Origin of the sequence: Streptomyces sp. Tu6071 (assembly GCF_000213055.1) — a bacterium.
GTDB classification, from domain to species: Bacteria; Actinomycetota; Actinomycetes; order Streptomycetales; family Streptomycetaceae; genus Streptomyces; species Streptomyces evansiae.
In genome coordinates this window covers 5,269,540-5,291,802 of sequence record NZ_CM001165.1, presented here as the reverse complement: position 1 = coordinate 5,291,802, position 22,263 = coordinate 5,269,540, and the positions used below count along the sequence as shown (strand labels likewise).

Sequence of the window (22,263 nt, the reverse complement as noted above, 5' to 3'; positions counted from 1 at the left end):
TGTCCGGTTTCGTCGACGGAATCGTTACAGCGGTTAGCCGGAGGGGTGGAGGAGGAAGACCCCCGGCATGACTCATCTCTCCTCTGCCGTCCCCGCTTCCTCAGCCGCCCCCGCGGCCCGCGAGTTGCCCGTCACGGGGCCGCACCTGGTGGCCGACGCCGCGCAGTTGCGCGCCCGGGGCATCAGCACCGCCCGGCTGACGGCCCGTTGTGCCCCCGGCGGGGGCTGGCAGCGCCTGCTGCCCGGCGTGTTCCTGCTGCGTTCCGGGCGGCCCACGACGGAGGAGCGGCTGCACGCCGCCGTGCGGTACGCGCGGCGGCCCCCGGCCGGGCGGGCGCGCGGGGTCCCGGCCCAGCCCACCTCCGAGGAGTCACGCGACCCCGGCACGGTCGCGATGATCACCGGCCCGGCCGCGCTCGCCCTGCACGGCTTCCCGCTGGAGGGCCCGGTGGGCTCGCTCGCGACGGCGGAGCGCTACGACGTGCTCGTGCCGCGCACGCGCAGGCTGCGCTCGACCGCGTTCGTACGGATCGTGCGCGGTGCCGAACTGCCCGCCCCGCAGCAGGTGACGGGCGTGCCGACGGCCCCCGTGACGAGGGCGCTCGCGGACACCGTCGCGGAACTGAGCGACGCGGGCGCGGTGACGCGGCTGCTGGGGCGCGCGGTCCGTGAGGGGTACTGCGGCACCGGGGCGCTCCTGGCCGAACTGCGCCGCTGCGGGCTCATGAACAGGCCGTGCGTACTGGACGCCATGGAGACGTTGTTGCGCGAGGACCGGGGCGTCGCCGAGGAACGTCTGTACCGCATGGTCGAGGAGAGTGGGCTCCCGGACCCGGCGTGGAACGTCGAACTGCGGCTCCCGCAGGGCCCCTCGCTCGGCACGGTCGACGCGTACTGGCCCGAGCAGGCGGTCGCGGTGGAGCTGGACACGCGGGTGCACCGCCCCGGCGAGGCGCACGAGCCGGACGCGACGTGGACGGAGTCGGCGCGCAAGCGGGAGCGCCTGGAACTGCTCGGCATCACGCTCCTCCACCTCACCCCGCGCAAGCTGCGGGACGCAGCCGAGCAGCAGTCCTGCGTCGTGCGCACCGCGCTGCTCACGGCGGCGGACCGCGAACCGGCGGCGTACGTGGAGGTGCTGCCGCGCTGAGGGCGCGCGGACGCCCGGGGACGCCCCGCCCCGAGGTGTGCCGTGCCCGGGACGACGCGGGGACCCGCCGCGACCGGGGCGGCGCGGTGACCCGTACCGGCACGACGGCCCGTACCGGCACGACGGCTTGTATCCGCACCGCGCCCCGTTCCGGCACCGCGCCCCGTTCCGGCACCGCGCCCCGTATCGACACCGCGCCCCGTATCGACACCGCGCCCCGTTCCGGCGCGCCGCCCGGAGCCTCGTAGCCGCGCGAAGGCTCCCCTTCTCCCCCTCCCGCGTGAGGCTTCCGAACACCCGCACGAGACGACTTCCGGACATATGTCGACAAGGCGATGTGGTCACTCGTCGGCGGGTGTACGGCCGTTCGGGGGACGGGGCTCAGCGGGTGGGGAGCAGGAGTTCGGTGTTGCGGTCGGAGGGGCGTCCGGCGAGGGTCGTGCGGGCGCCGGGGGCGTTGAGGGCGAGTTCGCGGTAGAGGGAGGCGAGGCCCCGGGGGCCGAGGTCGGTGAAGTCGGTCGTGGCCGGGGCGTCGGACTCGACGAGGGTGGTGAAGAGGGAGAGCGTGCCGTCGCCGTTGGCCGTCAGCTCGACGACACGGGCGAGCTGAGGGTGGTCGATGTGCGAGGCGGTGGAGATCTCCCAGAAGCCGGGGTGGGGGGTGATCGCGTTCTTGTGGCTGTGGCCGTTGATCCACGCGAGGACGCGGGGGCTGCGGCTCAGCAGGGCCCGTACCGCCGCGCCGTCCCTGCGGCGTTCGCCGGGGCGGGCCGGGTCGGGGCGGGTGTTGCGCATCGTGGCGCTCGTGTGGTGGCTGAAGACGAGCGCGTAGGGCTGCTCGGCGCGTGCGAGGGTGCGTTCCAGCCACCGGAACTGTGTCTCGTCGAGCGAGCCCTCGTAGTGGCCGCCGAGGTCGGTCGTGTCCAGGCTGATCCCCAGGACGTCGTCGCCGATCGGGAAGGCGTAGTAGCGGACGCGGCGGTCGAGGGAGTTCTCCGTGTAGCCGTGGCCGTGCGGGCCGGGGCCGGTGTGGCGGGGGTCGAGGTGGGCGCGCAGGTACTGCTCGGGGGTGACGGGGGCGCGGCGCGGGTCGGGGGTGACGCGGCGGGTGCGGCGGCGCTGCTCGTGCAGGAGGGCGCGGAAGAGGTCTCCCTTGGGGTCCTGTCCCGCGGTGACCTTGCGCCAGAAGCCGGCTCCGGTTCCGGCCGGGAGGCTCATGAGCTTGCGGTCGCCTGTGGCGATCTCGTGCGCCCAGCCGTCCCCCGGGGCCCAGCAGCCGCCGGGAAGGAAGTCGTGGTTGCCGACGGTGGAGTACCAGGGCAGGTTGAGTCCCGGGCTGCGCAGGGGGCGGGTCGCGGCGGCGAGATAGCCCGGCAGGTACGGGAAGCCGTGGCGCTTGTCGGCGTCGGCGCGGCGCTCGCCCGGCTGCCAGTACAGGTCGATCCCCGCGCTCTGCACGCCCTCGAAGTGGCCGCGGAGGCCGGTGTCGGGGGTCACCTTGCCGCCGCTCATGAGGCCGAGGAACCAGTCGAGTTCGCAGGCCGCGTTGTTGTCGGTGTTGTCGCCGGTGGTCATGACGAGGTCGAGCGGGGCCCCTGTCGCGGGGACGCCGCGCAGCCCGTTGACCCGTTCGACGAGCGCGAGCGCCCCGACGACGGACAGCGCCTCCTGCGGGCGCCAGGCGCTCGCGGTCGCGGCGCGCAGGTACTCGTACCGCAGCGGGTGCTGCACATCGACGAGGTGCAGGTCGGTGAACTGGACGAGGGCGGCGAGCGTACGCCGCCGCTCCTGCCGTCCCGCGTGCGCGGTGGCGAGGTCCTCGCGTACGAGCCGCTGCCAGCCGGGCCCCTCGGCGAGCCGCCGGTAGCCTCCCGGGCCGCCGCGCGGGGTGGCGACGGAGTCGAGGGTGGTGCCCTCGGTGTAGGGGGTGAGGGGTCCGGGCGGGGAGGGGCGGGAGGAGAGCCGGGTGACGGGGACGGGTGCCGCGGCCGGTCCGGCAGCGGGGGGACGGGGTGGGCTCCCCCAGGCGCCGAGCGCGCCCGAGAGGCCGGCGGCCCCCGCGGTGAGCCCGGCCGCCGACGCGGCGAGCAGGAGAGTGCGGCGGGCGGGGGCCGAGCGCGGGGCGGGGGTGTGGGGAGCAGGGGTGCTGTGGGGGTTACTGCTGGAGTGCGTACGCGACATGCGCGTCCCTCCCGGACGGCGGGAGGGAGCGGCTCCCCCTCCTCACCAGGGAGGTTCGGCAGCGCGCGTGGCCACGACGTGAACGCCGCCGCACGGCTCGCCGCCGCTTGGGCTACGGGGATCACCCGGCACGCCCGCCCGTCCCCACCCCGCCGGACGACGGCCTTCCCCGGGCAACGAGGGGTTCATGTACGGGGGTAGGAGCGGCCGGGCCCATGTGTCGGCGCGTCCGCGCCGGGCGTCGGCGAGCGCGGGCGTATCGCCGGGACGGGGGACTTGAGCCGTTCGCCGGGACGGGGGACTTGAGCCGTACGGAACGGGCCACCAGCGACCGCGGGGCCCGCGCGGTCACGGGCCGCCAGCGACCGCGGGGCCCGTGCCGCTCACGTCTCCCGGGGCACTCTCCCCACGGCGGGCCGTTCGCGCCACAGTCGCATCCCCACCTCGACGAGTTCCACGTGCGGGAGCTCGGCGATCCCGGTGACCGGGTGCCAGGCGGCGAGGTCGGTGGAACCGTTCTCCTCGTTGCGGAGGCTGCCGCCCGTGATCGCCGCCTCGTAGACGAGGCGGAGGCCGTGGAAGGCGGAGCGGGTGCCCATGCGGCTGTGCTCGCGGCGGATGGAGTCCGTGCCGAGGAGCGAGGTGGGCTCGGCCTCGTAGCCGGTCTCCTCGGCGACCTCGCGGATCACCGTGTCGTACGGGTCCTCGCCGGGTTCCATGCCGCCGCCCGGCAGGGTCCACAGACGGCGGCCGTCCGCCGCGACCCAACGGGCGAGCAGGATCTCGGGCCTCGCGTTCACACGGTTCTCGCGGACACACACGGCGTAGGACGCCACCCTCAATTCCCAGCGCATCCATCGACGTTAGCCGCTCCGCGCGGAGGCGGCCCAGAGATCGGGAATGCGGCCGGGTGGTGATCACTCCGGTTTTCGGCACGGCGACGATCGGAAAATCGCCCTGGAAACCGGCCGGGCAATGATCCGATGATCGCCCGGCAAACCTGCACGGCGATCGTCCTACCATCGCCCGGCAATCCGGCACGGCGATCATCCTCCCCTCGGACGGCAGCCGGGCGATCATCGGACGATCGCCCGGCCCGCAGTGTCAGCTCCCGCCGCCCCCGAGTGGCCCGCCTCACTCCGTCACGCCCGCCCCGCCGCCGCCCGCCTGTGGCACGTCCCACGTAGTGAACATTGCATTGGACAGAGCGGCCCCGGGCAGTCGCATCATGGTCGTATGTCCGCAGGCCAGCCAAGGCCGCAGCAGTGAAGGAGTCCCCCGTGAGGGTCGGAATCGTCGGAGCCACCGGTCAGGTCGGCACGGTCATGCGCAGGATTCTCGCCGAGCGGGAGTTCCCGGTCACCGAGCTGCGGCTCTTCGCCTCCTCGCGCTCCGCGGGCTCCACGATCGACTGGCAGGGCAGCCCCGTCACGGTCGAGGACGCGGCCACCGCCGACTACCAGGGCCTGGACATCGTCCTCTTCTCCGCGGGTGGCGCGACATCGAAGACGCTCGCCGAGAAGGTCGCCGCTGCCGGTGCCGTGGTGATCGACAACTCCTCCGCCTGGCGCCGCGACCCCGAGGTCCCCCTCGTCGTCTCCGAGGTCAACCCGCACGCGATCGCGGACCGCCCCAAGGGCATCATCGCCAACCCGAACTGCACGACGATGGCCGCGATGCCGGTGCTCAAGCCGCTGCACCGCGAGGCGGGGCTCGAAGCGCTCGTCGTCGCCACGTACCAGGCCGTGTCGGGCTCGGGGCTCGCGGGCGTCGCCGAGCTGCACGGGCAGGCGCAGAAGACCGTGGCCGAGGCCGACAAGCTGACGCACGACGGCGAGGCGGTCGACTTCCCCGAGCCCGGCGTCTACAAGCGCCCCATCGCCTTCAACGTCCTCCCCCTCGCGGGCAGCCTCGTCGACGACGGTTCCTTCGAGACCGACGAGGAGCAGAAGCTGCGCCACGAGTCGCGCAAGATCCTGGAGATCCCCGGGCTGAAGGTCTCGGGCACCTGCGTGCGCGTCCCGGTCTTCTCCGGCCACTCCCTCCAGATCAACGCCCGCTTCGCCCGCCCGTTGACGGTCGCGCGCGCCGAGGAGCTGCTCGGCGAGGCGGAGGGCGTCGAGCTGTCCGAGATCCCGACGCCGCTCCAGGCCGCGGGCAAGGACCCCTCCTACGTGGGCCGCATCCGCGCCGACGAGACGGTCGAGAACGGCCTCGCGCTCTTCGTCTCCAACGACAACCTGCGCAAGGGCGCGGCGCTCAACGCGGTGCAGATCGCGGAGCTGGTCGCGGCCGAGCTGAAGGGCTGAGAATCCCGCCGGGACCCGTGTGACGAGTCGAGGCCCCGCCGGCATCGGCGCGAGGCCGGGACTCCCGCCCGATGCCCGGCGCACGTACCGCCACGGGGCGGTCCCGCCACACGCGGGGCCGCCCCGTACGTGTCTCGCGCCCCGGCGCGCCCCAGCCCCCGCCCGCTGGCACGCGAGCGCGCCGCCGGGCGGTCACCACGCCTCCGCCGCCGCTTCCAGCGACCGGTGCGCCGCCGTCCAGTGGTGCAGCTCCTCGGCCGTCAGTACGTCCCCGACCTGCGCGAATCCGTACGGTGCCCGCTCGGCGACGAGGTCGAGGAGGCCGTCGCAGGGCAGCGGTCGTGCGATGTCGAGCGCGGCGACGCGGGCGGCGCGGTGGCTCTCGTAGAGGCGCATCCCGGCCGCGCGGTCGGGGGTCGTGCGGGCGAGGCAGCGCGCGAGGACCGCCGCGTCGAGCACCGCGAGCCCGGTGCCGTCCGGCGCGGCGGGCAGCAGCGGGTGCGCGGCGTCGCCGATGAGGCTCACGCGGCCCTCGCCCCAGCGCGTGAGCGGCGCGCGGCCGACGAGCGGGCTGCCGTGGATACGGGGTGTGGCGGCGAGCAGCGCGGGCACGTCGAGGTCGCCGATGCGCCAGCCCGCGTAGTGCGGCAGCACCTCGGCGAGCCGCCCCCTGCGGTTCCAGTCGGCGGCCCCCGCGCCGCCGGGCAGGACCTCCGGGTCGAGCCGCACGCTCGCGGTCCAGTGCAGGAGCGCCTGCCCGCGTCGCGGCAGGCTCTCGTGGGGATACGGGGTGCGCGGGCCGCCCGGGTACGGGGCCCCGGGGCCGCTCTCGTACCCGTAAGGGGACCGCGCGCCGTTGTCGTACGGGTACGACACGGGGTGGACGTGCAGCCGGATTCCGCCGCCGCCCGCGACCACGACGGTGCGCCCGCCGAGGACGGGCTGCCAGGGGACGAGCCCGCGCCACAGCCACACGCCGCTCCAGCCCGGGGGCGCCTCGCCGGGGTGGAGCCCGGCACGGACGGCGGAACGCAGGCCGTCGGCGCCTATCAGGGCGAGCGCCGTCTCGGTGCGGACCCGGCCGCCGCCTCGCAGGGTGACGCGGACCCCTTGGCTCTCGCTCTGGTGGAAGCGGACAACGGCGGTCGAGGTGCGGACCGCGTCGGCGCCGAGTCTGGCCCGTACCGCCTGGAGGAGGAGGTCCTGGAGGACGGCGCGGTGGATGCTGTACTGCGGCACGGGGTGCCCCAGGCCGAGGCCCCGCGGCTCGCTCCACAGGTGGCCGCCGTGCCGGTCGTAGTGGGAGAGGACGGCGGGGGCGACGGCGTGGTGGGCGAGGGTCTCGCCGAGGCCGAGCGCGGTGAGTTCGGCGACGGCGCTGGGCGGCAGGCTCACGCCGGTGCCCGCGGGCAGCGGGAGGTCGGCGGCCTCGACGACGGCGGCCCTGATACCGGCGGCGTGCAGGGAGAGCGCGAGGGTGAGGCCGCCGATCCCGGCCCCTGACACCAGGACGTCGTGGTCCACGGGCACAGGCGCGCACCGCCTCTCGTACGGGGCCCTCGGCGCCTGGCGCCGGGCGGGCCCGCGGGTCCCGGTCGCGGCCCGGGACGGGGCCTCGGCGCGCGGATAGTACCCCGGGTGGCACGGGGTGCAGAACGGCCGGAGGGGGCGGAGGGTTCCCTTCTGTGCGGAGAAAGGGGTTTCTGGCCCCCTCGGACGGAACTCGGGGAAATATCAGGGCAGCCGGACGGGCATCCCGGGGCGGTGGCGGGGGAAGGGGCGGACGGGACAAGGAGTCTCGGGGACATCCCCCACCGCCGCCTCAGGGGTGGCTCAGGGACGGGTTCGAACAGAACCCGGGGACCCTCTCGGGGAAAACCCGGAGCGCCCCCGGAGAGCCGGTGGCCCTCGCGCGACCGGCGCGGGAATCCGTGGTCCTCCCGGGCCCCACCAGGGCCTGCCCGCGTGGAAGGATGGGCGGCATCACACACCGAACCCGACATTCGGCGCGGCGGGTCATCCCCCTCCCGCACCGGACCGAGCAGGACGAGGAGCGAGCGTGCCTGGCACGAATCTGACCCGCGAAGAGGCGCAGGAGCGGGCGCGGCTGCTGACGGTCGACGCCTACGACATCGACCTCGACCTCAGCGGCGCGCAGGAGGGCGGTACGTACCGCTCCGTGACGACCGTGCGCTTCGACGCGGCCGAGGCGGGCGCGTCGACGTTCATCGATCTCATCGCGCCCGCGGTCCACGAGGTCGTCCTCAACGGCGAGTCCCAGGACCCCGCCGAGGTCTTCGCCGACTCCCGCATCGCGCTGAACGGCCTGCGCGAGGGGCGCAACGAGCTGCGGATCGTGGCGGACTGCGCGTACACCAACACCGGTGAGGGCCTGCACCGTTTCGTCGACCCGGTGGACCAGCAGGCTTATCTGTACACGCAGTTCGAGGTCCCGGACGCGCGCCGCGTCTTCGCCAACTTCGAGCAGCCCGACCTCAAGGCCGCCTTCACCTTCACCGTGACGGCCCCCGAGGGCTGGACGGTCGTCTCGAACTCGCCGACGCCCGAGCCGAAGGACAACGTCTGGTCCTTCGCGCCGACGCCGCGCATCTCCTCGTACATCACCGCGCTCATCGCGGGCCCGTACCACGCGGTGCACAGCGAGTACGTCAACGGCGAGCAGCGCGTGCCGCTCGGCATCTACTGCCGTCCCTCGCTCGCGGAGCACCTGGACGCCGAGCACATCTTCGAGGTCACCCGGCAGGGATTCTCCTGGTTCCAGGAGAAGTTCGACTACCAGTACCCGTTCGAGAAGTACGACCAGCTCTTCGTCCCCGAGTTCAACGCGGGCGCGATGGAGAACGCGGGCGCGGTGACCATCCGCGACCAGTACGTCTTCCGCTCCAAGGTGACGGACGCGGCCTACGAGCGGCGCGCCGAGACCATCCTCCACGAGCTGGCCCACATGTGGTTCGGCGACCTCGTGACGATGGAGTGGTGGAACGACCTGTGGCTCAACGAGTCCTTCGCCACCTACACCTCGGTCGCCTGCCAGGCCCACGCGCCGGGCACGCGCTGGCCGGCCTCCTGGACGACCTTCGCCAACACCGAGAAGACGTGGGCCTACCGGCAGGACCAGCTGCCGTCCACGCACCCGATCATGGCGGAGATCAAGGACCTCGACGACGTCCTCGTCAACTTCGACGGGATCACGTACGCGAAGGGCGCGAGCGTCCTCAAGCAGCTCGTCGCCTACGTGGGCATGGACGAGTTCTTCGCCGGGGTGCAGGCGTACTTCAAGCGGCACGCCTTCGGCAACACGCGGCTCAGCGACCTGCTCGGCGCCCTGGAGGAGACCTCCGGCCGTGACCTGTCGACGTGGGCGGAGAAGTGGCTCCAGACGGCCGGGATCAACGTGCTGCGCCCGGTGATCGACGTCGACAGCGAGGGCCGCATCACCTCCTTCGCCGTCAAGCAGGAGGCGCCCGCGCTGCCCGCCGGGGCGCGCGGCGAGGCCGTGCTGCGCCCGCACCGCATCGCGATCGGGCTCTACGAGCTGGGCGCGGACGGCAAGCTCGTGCGCACGGACCGGGTCGAGCTGGACGTGGACGGGGAGCTGACGCCCGTCGAGGCGCTCGTCGGCAAGCCGCGCCCGTCCGTCGTGCTCCTCAACGACGACGACCTCTCCTACGCCAAGGTTCGGCTCGACGAGGACTCGCTGAGGGTCGTCACCGAGCACCTGGGCGACTTCGAGGAGTCGCTGCCGCGCGCCCTGTGCTGGGCCGCGGCCTGGGACATGACGCGTGACGGCGAGATGGCGGCGCGCGACTACGTGGAGCTGGTGCTGCGCGGGGTCGGCAAGGAGTCCGACATCGGTGTCGTGCAGTCGCTCCAGCGGCAGGCGAAGCTCGCGATCGACCAGTACGCGGACCCGGCCTGGCGCGACCGCGGGCTGACCCGCTGGACCGACGCGACGCTGGCGCACCTGCGGGCCTCGGCCCCAGGCAGCGACCACCAGCTCGCCTGGGCCCGTGCCTTCGCGGACACCGCGCGCACCCCGGACCAGCTCGACATCCTCGTCGGCCTCCTGGAGGGCACGCAGAGCATCGAGGGACTGGCCGTGGACGCGGAGCTGCGCTGGGCCTTCGTGCAGCGGCTCGCCTCCGTGGGGCGGTACGACGTCGAGGAGATCGACGCCGAGTTCGCCAAGGACCGTACGGCGGCCGGCGAGCGGCACGCGGCGACGGCCCGCGCCGCGCGGCCGACCGAGGAGGCGAAGGCGGAGGCGTGGGCCTCGGTCGTCGAGTCCGACACGCTGCCGAACGCGGTGCAGGAGGCCGTGATCTTCGGCTTCGTGCAGACGGACCAGCGTGAGCTGCTCGCGCCGTACACGGAGAAGTACTTCTCCAGCGTGGGCGCGGCATGGAACAGCCGCTCGCACGAGATGGCGCAGCAGATCGCGGTGGGCCTCTACCCGGCGCTCCAGGTGAGCGAGGAGACCCTCGCGGCCACGGACGCCTGGCTTGCTTCGGCCGAGCCCTCGGACGCCCTGCGCCGCCTGGTGACGGAGTCCCGCGCGGGCGTCGAGCGCGCGCTGAAGGCGCAGTCGGCGGACGCGGCCGCGGGCCGCTGAGCCGAAGCCCCGGCGGGGCGGGGCCGGGCGGCCCGGCCCCGCCCCGCCGGGGGCGAGACGTCGGGGGGCGATCCGCTGGGGGCTGTGGGTGGTTCGCCCTGCCGGGGGCTGGTTGCCCCTGGCACGGGGAAATGGTGATCTGCGCCCAGGTGCGGACGCCGGTTCCGGCCAACGGCCGACCCGCGCCATATCCGGGAGGCAGGTCCCTTGGGCGGCCGGGAGCCGGTCGACCGTCGAGGGGCCGGTCCAGCCCGCCCAGGGGACCGTCCGACGCCCAGGGGATCGGTCGGGGGCCAGAGGAACGGTCGGGGGGCCGGATAGGTCGAGGCCGGAGCCGGTGCAGGGCCCGCCCAGAGGGCCGGTCCGGCCCGAGGAAGCGGTCCAGGCCGGGGAAGCGGTCCAGGTCGAGGGCTGATCCGCGCCCGGTGGATCGTTCAGCACCCGATAGGCCGATCCGCGTCCGATGGATCGTTCAGCGCCCGAAAGGCCGATCCGCGCCCGGCGGGCCGTTCAGCGCCCGCCCAAGGCATTGCTCCGCCCCAGACCCGACGCACGGCTTCCGGAGGCCGGGCGCGGGTCGGCGCCCACGCCCGGGAGTGGCAGGTGGGGCGGCGGTGCGCGGTGAGGTCTCGTCCCGGACGGGTCGTGTGAGCCATATCGCTTACCCGGCAAGGGAACTGACGAAGCATCAGCAAGCGTCTTATCGGGAGAATTCGGGGGGTCGTGGAGAGGTCGGTGGGTGCCCGGAGTCATCCGAGCGCACCCCCGCTCGCTACAGTGGCCACTTCGCGATGACGAGCCGTCAAGGTTCGGGCGCGTCCGTCCCCCTTTGGTGACGTGCCTCGTCGCGACTCCCGGAGCAGCGCGGCGCAGTGGCGTCCGCCGCTCCGGAACACCTTCAAGTTCCCCCAAGGAGCATGATCTTGAGCGTCACCGAACCGGAGACGACCACCAGGACCTGGCGAAGGGGCCGGCGTACGGCCCGCCTCTCCCGCCTCCCCCGTCAGGTCCACCGCCCCGCCGCCGGGGCAGGCCGCACCCCGCTCAGCGCGTCCGCTCCCTCCCCCGCCCCGGCCCGCCCCGCCGCGGGCACCGGCACCGCTCTCGCCGAGGTGCCCTCCCCTCCCTCCCCCGGCACCCCGCCCGGCGCGCCCTCGGTCGGCAGCGGGGGCGAGGAGGAGGTCCGGATGCGGCTCTCGCTCGCGGACCTGCTCACGCTCGGCAACGCGGTGTGCGGTTTCGCGGCGATCTACTGCGTCACCACCGCCGTCCTCATCCCGCACCTGCTCGACGGGACGAGCGGCGACGGGGTGCGGCAGGGCGGTGCGTCGGCGGTGATGTTCATCCTGCTCGGCGCGCTCTTCGACCTGTGCGACGGGATCGTCGCGCGCCGCTTCGGCGGCTCCGGGATGGGTCCCGAGCTGGACAACCTCTCGGACCTCATCAGCTTCGGCCTCGCGCCCGCCTACTTCGTCCTCGTGTGGGGTCTCGTCGGTGGCGGCGAGAACCACCTCGGGCTCGCGACGGTCTCGGCCGTCGCGGTGCTCCTCGGCGGGGTGATGCGGCTCGCGCGCTTCTCCATCACGACGATGCGGGACGGGATGTTCGAGGGGATGCCGATTCCCTTCGCCGCGCTCACCGTGCTCTCCGTCGTGCTGCTCCAGCTCTCCTTCGTCGTGACCGTTCTCGCGGTGCTCGCGATCGCGTACCTCATGGTCAGCCGGGTCGCGTACCCGAAGCCGAGCGGGCGGCTCGCCGTGGCCACCGCCGCGTGGGGCGCCGTCAACATCGGCTGCCTCGTGGCCTGGGCGCTGGACTGCCCGGGCGGCGAGACGCTGCTCGTGACGGGCTGCTGCCTCCAGGTCGCCCTCGCCGCCGCGCTGCCGGTCACGGCGGGCGTGCGCCGGGTGGCGGGCCGGCGCTTCGCCTGACCCCGTACCGCCGAGAGGGGCCCCGGAGCTGACTGCTCCGGGGCCCCTCTCGCGTCGGCACGGCCCACCTAGGACCCGGCCCCGCGCACCCCGCCGGACTCACGCACCCCGCCAGGCCCGCGCATGTCACCGGCCCCGCGGATGCCACCCGCCCCGCGCACCCCGCCGGGCCCGTGCCGCGGTGTCAGCGCGCGTTGCCCGTGACGCGTTCCGGGGTGATGCGGAGGACGACCCGGACGTCCTCCGGCGGCTGCTTGAGGAAGTCCTCGCCCGCGCCGGGGCCCGCGTACCGCTCGGCGAGGCGGACGGCGAGGGCGCGTCCCTCGTCCTCGGAGACGAGCGCCGTGCCGCGCACCTCGACGTAGCGCTGCGGGTCCTCGGGGTCGTAGACGCACAGGCTGACGGCCGGGCGCCGCTGGGCGTTGCGGACCTTGAGGCGGCCCTCCTGCGAGGAGACGACGATGTCGTCGCCGTCGAGGCCGTACCAGACGACGGAGGTCGCGGGTGCGCCGTCGCCGTCGGTGGTGGCGAGGACGGCGTAGAGGGGCCGCGCGAGCAGCGCGCGGGCGGAATCGCTCAGCTTGATGGCCATGCGCCGGATGCTATGCCCGGTGGCGGTGCGGGGGAACGGGAGGACAACGCCCGTACGCCGGGGGCGCCGGAGAGGGAAGCCATGGCGGGGCATCAGTCAGCGGTGAGGCGGCGCGACGGCGAGGCGGCGCGGCAGGCGCTGGCCGCTGGTCACTGATCGCGCTGGTGTGCGCACGTGCCGGTCTCGCGTCGAACGCGGGGCCGGCGGGGCCGGCGGGGCCGGCGGGGCCGGCGGGGCCGGCCGGAGGCGGTGGAGTGACGCGGGACGGAGTGAGCTGAGCCGTCCTGAGCGTCTGTCCGGTGATGCGGCTCTGCACGCTCCACGTGCGGAGGCACCCGCGCGGGACACGCCGTAGGCGGGCCGAGCCGGGCCCGCCGCGCTCGCGGAACTCCGGACACGCCACGGGCCGGACCCTTGCCCTCACCCGTGGCGAGGGAACGGTCCGGCCGGCCCGGCGGACGGGGAAGCGGTGCGGCTCAGGCGTGCGGCTGCTGGCCCGCGCTCTTCTTGGTGCCGACGATCACGAGGCCCGCGATCACCAGGAAGGCGAGGATCGGGATGCCGACGAACAGACCGAGGGTCTGGATCACGCTCAGACCTGAGCCGGGGTCGTCGCCGTCGTCGCGGGTGAGCGCGAGAGCGGGGGACGTCATGGCCAGCATGAGCAGCGTCGTACCGGCGGCGATGGTGCCGGCGCGCAGGGAGTTCTTCTTGTCCACGGGCTTCTTGTCCACGCTCCCAATTTAGCCGGGCCGCTTGGGCGCCGCGCGGGCGGGGGGCCGTATGGGGAGGTACTTCCGCAACACGCCGGGAACCCGTGCCCGGCGGAAGCCCGCGCGCGACGCAACCCCGTTCGCGCGGGACCCGCGCCCCGACCGGAGCCGCCGTTCGCGCCAGAGCCCGCGCCCCGGCGAAGCCCCCGTGCACCGAGGCCCAACACCCCACCGTCCGCCCACGCCCAACGAAACCCCGCGCCCCCACGGAGCCTCGCCGCACCGGAGCACTGCCCGCGCCGAAGGCCACCGTTACCGAGGCCCCACCGTTACCGAGGCCCCACCCTCACTGAAGCCCCGTCCTCACCGAAACCGCGCCCGCGCCCGCGCCGAAGCCCCCCTCACCACTCCCCCGGCTCCCCCACCCCGTCCCGCAGCCCCGCGAAGAACTCCGCCACCCGCTGTGAAGCCGTCAGTTCCTCCAGGCTCAGGGCGCGCGCCTTCGCGTCGGCGAGCGGGAGGCGCCAGTTGGGGTACTCCGTCCAGGTCCCGGGCAGGTTCTGCGGGCGGCGGTCGCCGACGGTGTCGGGGAGCCAGATGCCGGTGAGCGCGGCCGGGGTGCGCAGCAGGAAGCGGTGCACGGCGCGGATCACGCCCTCCTCGTCCTCGGGCCCTTCCGGCAGCAGCCGCAGTGCGCCGAGGCGGTCGAGCCACTCGCGGAGGTCGGCCTCGGCCCGCGCGCGCTCCTCCTCGTAGGGGCCGCTGAGCAGCCCGAGCCGTTCGCGCAGGACGACGTCGTCGCCCGTGAAGCGGGCCGCGGTGGGCGGCAGGTCGTGCGTCGTGGCGGTGGCGAGCGCGCCGGGGCGCCACTCCTCGGGGGCGAGCGGGCGGGCCCCGTCCTCCCAGTCGCGTTCGAACCACAGCACGGACGTCCCCAGGATGCCGCGCCGCGCGAGCGCGTCGCGCACGCCCGGCTCGACGGTGCCGAGGTCCTCGCCGATGACGAGCGAACCCGCCCGGTGCGCCTCCAGGCACAGCACGGCGAGCATCGCCTCGGCGTCGTAGCGCACGTACGTACCGGCCGTCGGCTCCTCTCCCGCCGGAATCCACCACAGCCGGAAGAGGCCCATGACGTGGTCGATGCGGACGGCGCCCGCGTAGCCGAAGAGGGCGCGGAGCAGGGCACGGTAGGGGGCGTAGCCGGAGGCGGCGAGGCGGTCGGGGCGCCAGGGCGGCAGGCCCCAGTCCTGGCCGCGCGCGTTGAAGGCGTCGGGCGGGGCGCCGACGGAGATCCCGCCCGCGAAGACGTCGCGCTGCGCCCAGGCGTCCGAGCCCTCGGGGTGGACGCCGACGGCGAGGTCGTGGACGAGCCCGACGGGCATCCCGGCCTCGCGGGCGGTGCGCTGCGCGGCGCGCAGTTGTTCCTCGGTGAGCCAGGCGAGGTGGCGGTGGAAGGCGACGCGCGCGGCGAGGTCGCCGCGGGCGCGGGCGGTCGCGGCCGAGCGCGGGTCCTGGAGCCCGTCCGGCCAGGCCGCGCGCTCGGGCCCGTAGGTGTCGACGAGCGCGCACCACGTGGCGTGGTCGTCGAGCGCCTCACCGTGCTCCGCGTAGTAGCTCTCGCGCGCGGCGGCGCGGCCGGGATCGAGCGGTACGGCGCAGACCTCGGCGAGCGCGGGCCGCTTGAGGGCCCAGACGGCGTCGCGGTCGATGAGCGCGTCCTCGCGCAGGACGGCGTGGCGCAGCCCGGCGGCGGCGTCCAGGAGCGGCGCGGTACGGGCGCGGGCCGCCGCGTCGAGGTAGGCGTACTCGGGGACGTCCTCGACGCGCAGGTGCACCGGGTCGGGGAAGCGGCGCGAGGAGGGGCGGTACGGGGACGGGTCGGTGGGCTCGCCGGGGACGGCCGCGTGGAGCGGGTTGACCTGGACGAAGCCGAGGTCGTGGGTGCGGGCGGCCCAGCCGGCGAGCGCCCCGAGGTCGGCGAGGTCGCCCATGCCCCAGGAGCGCGCGGAGAGGAGGGAGTAGAGCTGGACGAGCAGCCCGGTGGCACGGCCCGCGGGTGCGGGGGCGTGGTCGGGGGCGACGACGAGGTGGACCTGTGCCGCGCGGCCGTCCGGGGTGAGCACCTGGAGGCCGTGCACGCCGAGCGGGAGTGCGGGGACGGCCTCGCCGGGCGCGGCCGTCCACTCCGTGACCCCGCCGTCCTCGGTGCGGGCCGAGCATCGGGTGCCCGCGGGGAGGCCCGCGAGGGCCTGCGGCGGGGCGACGGGGCCCTCCGCCTCGTCCGGGGGGCTCCACACGACGACGGTCGGCGGCAGCACCCGGCGCTCGCGCTCGGCCTCGGCCGCCGCGAGCGCCGCCGCCGCCGACTCGGGCGTGGCGGCGTCCACGCCGAGCGCGGCGAGCGCGGCGACGACGGCGGAGCGGGGCACGTCGACGGTCTGCTCGGGCCCCTGCGCATAGGAGGTGGCCACTCCGTGGAGCGCGGCGAGCCGGGCGAGTGCCATGTCGGGTCCGCTTTCTCTCGGTCGCGCGGCCGGAGGTCAGACGGCCACGCAGGGCCTTCCGGGCGCGTAGGTCTCGGCGGGGTGGGGGTCGGCGAACGGGGGCTCGCTGGTGAGGGGGACCGCCTCGGCGAGCGGGGGTTCGCTCGTGAGCGGCGCGGTGTCGGTGAGGGGAGGTTCGCTGGTCAGCGGGGGTTCCTGGGCGCCGTGCGAGGCGGCGCCCGGGAGGCCGGCGTCGGGATCGGACACTGCCGACAGGTCGGGCCGTGCGGGTCGCGGACGCCGGAAGTCAGCGAGGCGGTGGCGGTCGACCGGGGATGCCGGCAGGTCCGGGCGTTTGGAGAGGGCGGACAGAAGCAGTTGAGCCGGTGTTCCCACGGGGGCCTCCTCGGGTGGGGTGCGTGGTAGACGCAGCCCTACCCGCTGGCGGCGGGGACACCCTTGATTGGGGGCGGGAGGTGGCGCGGGTCACATTTTGACGCGGGGGGATGCGGGCGGGGGACGTGGCGCGCCGTCCGCCGGGAGGTTCCTGGGGCCCCGCCCCGGACCTCCCCCTCCCCCACCGAAGGGGCAGGGAGGGGCGGGTCCGGAGCGGAGATCGCTCTTCACCGGCACGGGCACACGTACGGGCACGGGCACCGGCACGGGCACCCGCACCCGCACCCGCACCGGCACTCGCACCCGCACCGGCACTCGCACCCATATCGGCCCCCTTCGTCGCGGTGTCTCACTTCAGGGCGAACACCCACCGGTTCGCCGCCAGGGCGTCGTTCTTCTCCGGCATCGGGCCGCGGCCCAGGGCGCGGCTGTGGGCGAAGGGGCTGCGGGTCTCGGTGCGCCAGCCGAGTGCGGCGAGGGTGGAGGCGGAGTCGGGGCGGGGTTCGGTGTCGAAGAGGTCGAGGAGGTCGATGCCGAGGCGCTCGCGCGTGTCGGCGTAGACCGGGGAGTCGCGGACGGCCGCCGTTTCGAGGCCGAGCTTGATCTCGTACGCGAGGCTGCTGCCGGGCGCGCTGTGGGCGTGCAGGTCGGCGAGGATACGGGCCTCGGCGGCTGCGGGGAGGTAGAGGAAGAGTCCCTCGGCGAGCCAGGCGGTGCGCTGGGTGGGGTCGAAGCCCGCCTCCTTGAGCGGCCCGGCCCAGTCCTCGCGGACGTCGGCGGCGAGAATCCGGCGCTCGGCGGCTCCCGGCACGGGCGGCAGCGCGTCGAGCACGCGCTGCTTGAAGGCGAGGACGGGGGCCTGGTCGATCTCGTACACGACCGTGCCCTCGGGCCAGGGGAGCCGCAGGGCGCGGGTGTCGAGCCCGGCGCCGAGGAGCACGACCTGCCGTTCGCCGCTGTGCGCCGCGTGTCCGAGGTGGTCGTCGAGCACGCGGGTGCGCAGCGCGAAGTACCTGCCGAGCCGCCCCCACAGCGGATCGTCCTCCCCGCCGGGCACGTCGTCGGGGTGCAGCGGCCAGCCCGTGCAGCCCCCGGCGGCCCGGACGAAGTGCTCGGCGTAGGGGTCGCGGGCGAGGGCGTCGGGGCGGTGGGTCTCGATGGCGCGCGCGGCGGCGACGAGCAGCGCGGTACGGGCCACGCCGGTCTCGGCCCCGCGCACGGCCACTCCGGTCTCGGCGCCGACCGCTCCGGTCTCGGCGCAGCCCGCGCCGGACGGGCCCGTGCCCGTGGTGTCGCTCATGAGGAGCCTCCCGGTACCGGTACCTGGGGTCCCGGGATCGCCTCCGGGTGGCGGGTCCAGGTCTCCGCACGCGCGTGCGGGACGACGCGGGCGCCGTAGAGGCGGTGCATGAAGGTGAGGATCTGCGTGTCCGGGGTGTGCAGCGCGGTGGTGCAGTCGGCGAGAAGGGTGAGGTGGAAACCCTTCTGGAAGGCGGTACGGGCGGTGCTGTCGACGCAGATGTCGGTGAAGACGCCCGCGAAAACGAGGTGCCCGGCGCCGAGGCGGCGCAGGTGGTCCTCGAAGCCCTCGCAGAGGAAGGCGTCGAAGCAGGCGCGTTTGGTGAAGTCGGCCTCGTGCGGGGCGGCTTCGAGCGGGGCCGCGAGTTCGGCGCCCCAGGAGCCTTCGAGGCACTTGGGCGGGCGCCCCCTGGCGCGGTCGCGACTGCGCCAGGCGGGGCCCTGGTGGGCGGGGTCGCCGAGGAAACGGACCCAGACGACGGGGACCCCGGCGTCGCGCGCCGCGGTGACGGCTCTGGCCGTGTTGTGGACGACGGCGGTGAGCACGGCGGGCTCGCCGGGGTAGCGCGAGGCGGCGAGCGGACCCTCGCAGAAGTCGTTCTGGAGGTCGACGACGACGAGCGCCGTGCCGTCTTGGCCGCTCACCTCGCGAGCCCCGGCGCGAGGTCCTGCCCGGGAGCGGGCACGACCGCCTGCGCGAGGGACGCCGCAGCGAGGGCCACGCCCGACGCGGGCGACTCGGGCGCTACGGGCACGTGGGCGGCCCCGAGTTCCTCGAGGAAGGCGTCCACGACCCCGGTGGTCGAGTGCTTGCCGCCCTGGTCGGGGGTACGGATTCCGGCCTCGCCGAGCCGGGCGAGCGCCGCCTCGGTGGCGGCCTCGGCGCCCGTGCAGCCCACGTACCGCTCCGCGATCGCGGCGGCGGCGCGCAGGGTCGCGACCGGGTTGAGGAGGTCGCGGCCCTCCAGGTCGTCGGCGGAGCCGTGCACCGTCTGGTACTCGACGAGTCCGGCGACGTCCGGGTCCAGGTGCACGTTGCGCGTGCAGTGGTCCTCCTGGCGGCCCGATCCGTACCGGTCGAGGAGGACGAGGTGCATGATGTCGGCCCACTCGTTGCCCGCGAGGAGGACGGTGCGGTCCTCGGGGCGGTGGGCGACGAGGTTGCGGTTGACCGTGTCGGGCTGGAAGACGCCCACCTCGATGCCCTCGCGCGCGGCGAAGTCCCGTACCCAGGCGTCGAGTGCGCCGTCGAGGAGGTGGAACTTGTACGCCATGACGATGCGGGCCGGGCCCTCGGGCCACTCCTCGCGGGCGCGGCGCAGCGCGTAGGCGAGGAGCTGTTCGGTGATCTCGCGGCTGAACTCGGTGGTGCGCGAGACGTGGCCGGGGGTGTGGGTGTTCCCTCCGGTGTAGAAGCCCTGGGCCTCGTCGCGGACGAGCAGCATGCGGGCGCCGTCCGCGTCGAGCGTGTCGACCTTCACGGCGCGCAGCCGCTGCCGTACGAGGTACAGGCTCTGCGCGTTGATGGCGGTGCGGAAGACGACCCGGGTCCCCGCGGCGGCCCGTGCGCGCAGCCAATCCTCGTAGTGCGCGGCGTCCTCCGCGCTGAGGCGGCGGATCTCGGGGACGCCCGCCCCGCCCGGCTCGATGGCGAGCGGGCGCAGCGAGACGTACGAGTGGTAGACGCGCGGGGAGCGGACGAGGGTGACGGGCCGTTCGTGGCGCGTCGCGAGGTGGCCGAGGACGCGGGTGAAGACGGCGGCGACCTCCTCGCCCGTACCCCGGCCGACGGCGAGGCCGACGGTGGGGGCGGGGCCCGCGAGGGGGCCGGTGCCGGCCGGGGCGCCGGGTGTCTGCTCGCTCATGTCGTTCATTTCGGTGATTCGGGCTTCCCGGCTCAGACCGTGACCCCGCCGACCAGCTGGTCGCCGGGGATGTCGGCCTTCTCGGGCGCGTAGAAGTCCTTGATGCCCTCGACCCAGACGGGGACGGGGAGCTGATCGGCCGTCGTGGGGCCGAAGGCTTCGAAGAGCGCCTCGGTGTTGACCGGCGCGAAGCCGATCGCGGTCATGAGGGCGAGGAAGTCCTGCCGGTCGATGAGCCCGTCCCCGTCCGGGTCGCCGAGGGCGGCGAGGGCTTCGGCGAACTCGGTGACGGTCGCGTCGAAGCGCTCGGGCGAGAGCACGCAGGCCGCGTACTCCTCGAAGTCGATCTCGCCGTCGCCGTTGGTGTCGAGCGTCGTGCGCAGGGTCGTCCAGTACTGGGCGAAGGCGCCGCGCAGCCGGTCCTTGGCCGGGGCGGCGGCCTCGGGCGCCGCGGCGACGACCCGGTCGGCCATGAGCGTGAAGTCCTCGGCCTCCAGGACGCCGCTGTGGTTGGCGTCCAGCAGGGAGAAGACGAGCGCGACCCGCTGGGTGGCCTCAGCACGCATGTTCTGCTCACTCTCGTGCGGCGGGACCGGTCGCTCCGGCGGTCCGGCAACTCCGGCGGCCCGCTCCGTACGGCCGGACGGTGCCCGGCCAGGACCGGACGTCGTCCGGCCCGGGGGATGACTGCCCCGCCGCTCCGTCCCCACACGAATAGCGGGAGATTTAACTGAATGGGGTGAAGTGCCGCTGTTTTCAGGTGCGTTCACTCTCCCGTGTGCTGTACGAAAGAACGCCAGGTGAGGGGTGGTGCGGGGCGGTGGATTCGGGCAGGCGCCACTGGGCGCGGGCCGCTCTGAAATTCGTACAAGTTATCTTGTTGTTTCCGTGTGTCCAGGGATGGTTGAGCGGATGGTCGAGGGGAGCAGGCACGTGTCCGAACCGGACCGGCTCATCAGTGGCCGCTACCGGCTGCTCGAACGGGTCGGCAGCGGGGGCATGGGCACCGTCCACCTCGCCGAGGACACGATGCTCGGGCGCCGCGTCGCGCTGAAGAAGCTCCATGTGCCGCCGCACCTCGCCGAGGACGAGCTCCAGCGCATGTACGCGCGCACGCGGCGCGAGGCGCGCAGCGCCGCGATGATCACGCACCCGCACGTCATCGTGGTGCACGACGTCGTGGACGACAGCGGCCTGCCGTGCATCGTCATGGAGTACGTGCCGTCCCGGACGCTCGCCGACGTGCTCCGCGAGGACGGCCCGCTGCCCGTCGCGGAGGCCGCGCGCATCGGCGGGGCGATGCTCTCCGCGCTGCGCGCCGCGCACGCGGTGGGTGTGCTGCACCGCGACGTGAAGCCGGCGAACGTGCTCCTCGGCGAGGGCGGGCGCGTCGTGCTCACCGACTTCGGGATCGCCGTCGAGCCGGGCACGCCCTCGCTGACCCGGACCGGGGAACTCATCGGCTCCGTGCAGTATCTGGCGCCCGAGCGGCTGCGCACCGGCATCGCCGTGCCGGGGCCGCCGGCCGACCTGTGGGCGCTCGGGGCGACGCTCTACCAGGCCGTCGAGGGGCAGCACCCCTTCGACCGGCCGACGCCGATCGAGACGGCGTACGCGATCTTCGAGGCGGCCCACCCGCCGCCCCGTCAGGCGGGCGGGCTCGCCGCGGTGCTCGAAGGGCTCCTCGTCAAGGACCCCGCGCGCCGGATGGACGCGGCGACGGCTGCGCGGCTCCTGGAGCGCGCGGAGCGCGAGGTCGGCGGCTGGCCGGAGCCGCTGCGCGGCGGCGGGGACGTCACGGCGCGGGTGATCGACGCGACGCCCTCGGGCGGCAGTCCGTACCCGGGGACCGGCGCGGTGGAGGCACTGCCGACGGCGGGAGCCCCGCCCTTCCCGGGTACGGATACGGGTACGGGTACGGGGCCGGTCGCCGCGACGGCCGCGCGGCAGCCCGAGCCCGGCCACCCCTCTCCCGGCCGGACCGCCTACCCCTCCCCGAACCTCGCGGCCACCTTCCCCGGAGAGGCCCCCACCTTCCCGTACCAGCCGACCCCGCCGCACACGCGGCTGCCCGGCGAACCGGCGCGGGCGTCCCGGCGCCGGGTGCTGTGGTGGACGCTCGCCGCCGTGGTCGTGGCGGGGGTCGTGACGGCGGGGCTCGTCGTGAGGCCCTGGGAGGGCGACCGCACGGGGTCCGGCTCCGACCGCAAGCAACCGGTCGCGGCCACGGGCCCGGCGTCCCCGGCCCGGCAGGACGTCCCGCCGGTGCCGGAGGGCTACGTCCTCGCGCAGGTCCAGAAGGGCCGGGTCGCGGTGCCGATGCCGAAGGGGTGGAAGGTGCGGTCCTCGGGCGAGGGCGCCTTCCTCGCGTACGCGCCGGGCATGGCCGCGAATCTGCGTGTCGATGTCAGTACGTACACGGGCGACCCGCTCCAGCACTGGCAGGAGACCGAGGAGCCCCAGACCTCGCACGGCGTGGCGGCCTACCAGCGCGAGAAGATGTCGCGCACGACGTACCGGGGCCACGACGCGGCCTACTGGGAGTACACGTACACCGACGGCGGTGTGCGCACGCGCGCGGCCGAGCTGGCCTTCAAGGCGAAGGACGGCACGCTGTACGAGCTGTACCTCGCCGCCCCGAACGCCAAGTGGCAGACGTACCGCCCGACGTTCGACGCGGCCCTGGACGGCTTCCGCTTCCCGGAGTGACG

Annotated in this window: 16 protein-coding genes; 5 read left to right on the top strand and 11 right to left on the bottom strand. The window is 74.7% G+C overall.

Translation table 11 applies throughout. The features are described 5' to 3' along the window. Nucleotides 1-67: 67 nt before the first annotated feature. Nucleotides 68-1,150, top strand: coding sequence for a hypothetical protein (locus STTU_RS22185; protein WP_043256008.1), 1,083 nt, complete (start codon nt 68-70; stop codon nt 1,148-1,150). 381 nt (nt 1,151-1,531) lie between these two features. Here the strand turns inward: STTU_RS22185 and STTU_RS22180 are convergent, their stop codons facing one another. Together STTU_RS22180 and STTU_RS22175 are read right to left on the bottom strand one after the other, a co-directional pair. Then, nucleotides 1,532-3,331, bottom strand: coding sequence for a TIGR03767 family metallophosphoesterase (locus tag STTU_RS22180; protein ID WP_007827052.1), 1,800 nt, complete (start codon nt 3,329-3,331; stop codon nt 1,532-1,534). A gap of 383 nt (nt 3,332-3,714) precedes the next feature. Further along, on the bottom strand, nt 3,715-4,185 hold the full coding sequence (locus tag STTU_RS22175; RefSeq protein WP_043256006.1) for an NUDIX hydrolase: 471 nt from the start codon (nt 4,183-4,185) through the stop codon (nt 3,715-3,717). A gap of 426 nt (nt 4,186-4,611) precedes the next feature. Between STTU_RS22175 and STTU_RS22170 the strand changes: the two genes are divergently transcribed. After that, nucleotides 4,612-5,640 (top strand): aspartate-semialdehyde dehydrogenase, encoded by a 1,029-nt coding sequence (locus STTU_RS22170; RefSeq protein ID WP_043256004.1) that lies wholly within the window; start codon nt 4,612-4,614, stop codon nt 5,638-5,640. Between the two features lie 192 nt (nt 5,641-5,832). Here STTU_RS22170 and STTU_RS22165 read toward each other — a convergent pair whose 3' ends face one another. Next, a complete protein-coding gene (locus STTU_RS22165; RefSeq protein ID WP_043256002.1) occupies nt 5,833-7,170 on the bottom strand; it encodes an FAD-dependent monooxygenase in 1,338 nt (445 codons plus the stop codon). Nucleotides 7,171-7,699: 529 nt separating this feature from the next. Between STTU_RS22165 and pepN the strand changes: the two genes are divergently transcribed. Further along, on the top strand, nt 7,700-10,273 hold the full coding sequence (gene pepN / locus STTU_RS22160) for an aminopeptidase N (RefSeq protein ID WP_007827044.1): 2,574 nt from the start codon (nt 7,700-7,702) through the stop codon (nt 10,271-10,273). A gap of 917 nt (nt 10,274-11,190) precedes the next feature. After that, the gene (gene pssA, locus STTU_RS22155) at nt 11,191-12,204 is read left to right on the top strand and encodes a CDP-diacylglycerol--serine O-phosphatidyltransferase (RefSeq protein ID WP_007827043.1); all 1,014 of its coding nucleotides are present in this window, start codon (nt 11,191-11,193) and stop codon (nt 12,202-12,204) included. A gap of 184 nt (nt 12,205-12,388) precedes the next feature. On the opposite strand, the gene STTU_RS22150 is transcribed toward pssA, so the two are convergent. The 8 genes from STTU_RS22150 to STTU_RS22115 all read right to left on the bottom strand — a co-directional run bounded on the left by STTU_RS22150 (nt 12,389) and on the right by STTU_RS22115 (nt 20,118). Beyond that, on the bottom strand, nt 12,389-12,796 hold the full coding sequence (locus tag STTU_RS22150; RefSeq protein ID WP_007827041.1) for a PPOX class F420-dependent oxidoreductase: 408 nt from the start codon (nt 12,794-12,796) through the stop codon (nt 12,389-12,391). Between the two features lie 476 nt (nt 12,797-13,272). Further along, entirely contained in the window at nt 13,273-13,515 is a 243-nt protein-coding gene (locus STTU_RS22145; protein WP_010272256.1) for a hypothetical protein, read from the bottom strand. Between the two features lie 395 nt (nt 13,516-13,910). Continuing rightward, on the bottom strand, nt 13,911-16,013 hold the full coding sequence (gene malQ / locus STTU_RS22140) for a 4-alpha-glucanotransferase (protein ID WP_007827035.1): 2,103 nt from the start codon (nt 16,011-16,013) through the stop codon (nt 13,911-13,913). 36 nt (nt 16,014-16,049) lie between these two features. Further along, nucleotides 16,050-16,388 (bottom strand): hypothetical protein, encoded by a 339-nt coding sequence (locus STTU_RS35620; protein WP_043256000.1) that lies wholly within the window; start codon nt 16,386-16,388, stop codon nt 16,050-16,052. 349 nt (nt 16,389-16,737) lie between these two features. Further along, nucleotides 16,738-17,688, bottom strand: coding sequence for an SAM-dependent methyltransferase (locus STTU_RS22130; protein WP_043255998.1), 951 nt, complete (start codon nt 17,686-17,688; stop codon nt 16,738-16,740). Beyond that, the gene (locus STTU_RS22125; protein ID WP_043255996.1) at nt 17,685-18,332 is read right to left on the bottom strand and encodes a cysteine hydrolase family protein; all 648 of its coding nucleotides are present in this window, start codon (nt 18,330-18,332) and stop codon (nt 17,685-17,687) included. The genes STTU_RS22130 and STTU_RS22125 overlap by 4 nt, the downstream gene beginning before the upstream one ends. Beyond that, nucleotides 18,329-19,561 (bottom strand): isocitrate/isopropylmalate family dehydrogenase, encoded by a 1,233-nt coding sequence (locus STTU_RS22120; protein WP_007827023.1) that lies wholly within the window; start codon nt 19,559-19,561, stop codon nt 18,329-18,331. Before STTU_RS22120 ends, STTU_RS22125 begins: the two co-directional genes overlap by 4 nt. A gap of 23 nt (nt 19,562-19,584) precedes the next feature. Beyond that, the gene (locus tag STTU_RS22115; protein WP_007827021.1) at nt 19,585-20,118 is read right to left on the bottom strand and encodes an EF-hand domain-containing protein; all 534 of its coding nucleotides are present in this window, start codon (nt 20,116-20,118) and stop codon (nt 19,585-19,587) included. A 367-nt stretch (nt 20,119-20,485) separates the two neighbouring features. Between STTU_RS22115 and STTU_RS22110 the strand changes: the two genes are divergently transcribed. After that, nucleotides 20,486-22,261: a protein kinase domain-containing protein gene (locus STTU_RS22110; RefSeq protein ID WP_043257652.1), complete on the top strand. Its 1,776-nt coding sequence runs from the start codon at nt 20,486-20,488 to the stop codon at nt 22,259-22,261. Nucleotides 22,262-22,263 lie beyond the last annotated feature (2 nt).

Bases quoted from the DNA above. Each gene is read 5' to 3' on its own strand.
- STTU_RS22185 (WP_043256008.1), top strand. From the start codon at position 68: ATGACTCATCTCTCCTCTGCCGTCCCCGCTTCCTCAGCCGCCCCCGCG.
- STTU_RS22180 (WP_007827052.1), bottom strand. From the start codon at position 3,331: ATGTCGCGTACGCACTCCAGCAGTAACCCCCACAGCACCCCTGCTCCC.
- STTU_RS22175 (WP_043256006.1), bottom strand. From the start codon at position 4,185: ATGCGCTGGGAATTGAGGGTGGCGTCCTACGCCGTGTGTGTCCGCGAG.
- pssA (WP_007827043.1), top strand. From the start codon at position 11,191: ATGATCTTGAGCGTCACCGAACCGGAGACGACCACCAGGACCTGGCGA.
- STTU_RS22150 (WP_007827041.1), bottom strand. From the start codon at position 12,796: ATGGCCATCAAGCTGAGCGATTCCGCCCGCGCGCTGCTCGCGCGGCCC.
- malQ (WP_007827035.1), bottom strand. From the start codon at position 16,013: ATGGCACTCGCCCGGCTCGCCGCGCTCCACGGAGTGGCCACCTCCTAT.
- STTU_RS22130 (WP_043255998.1), bottom strand. From the start codon at position 17,688: ATGAGCGACACCACGGGCACGGGCCCGTCCGGCGCGGGCTGCGCCGAG.
- STTU_RS22120 (WP_007827023.1), bottom strand. From the start codon at position 19,561: ATGAACGACATGAGCGAGCAGACACCCGGCGCCCCGGCCGGCACCGGC.
- STTU_RS22115 (WP_007827021.1), bottom strand. From the start codon at position 20,118: ATGCGTGCTGAGGCCACCCAGCGGGTCGCGCTCGTCTTCTCCCTGCTG.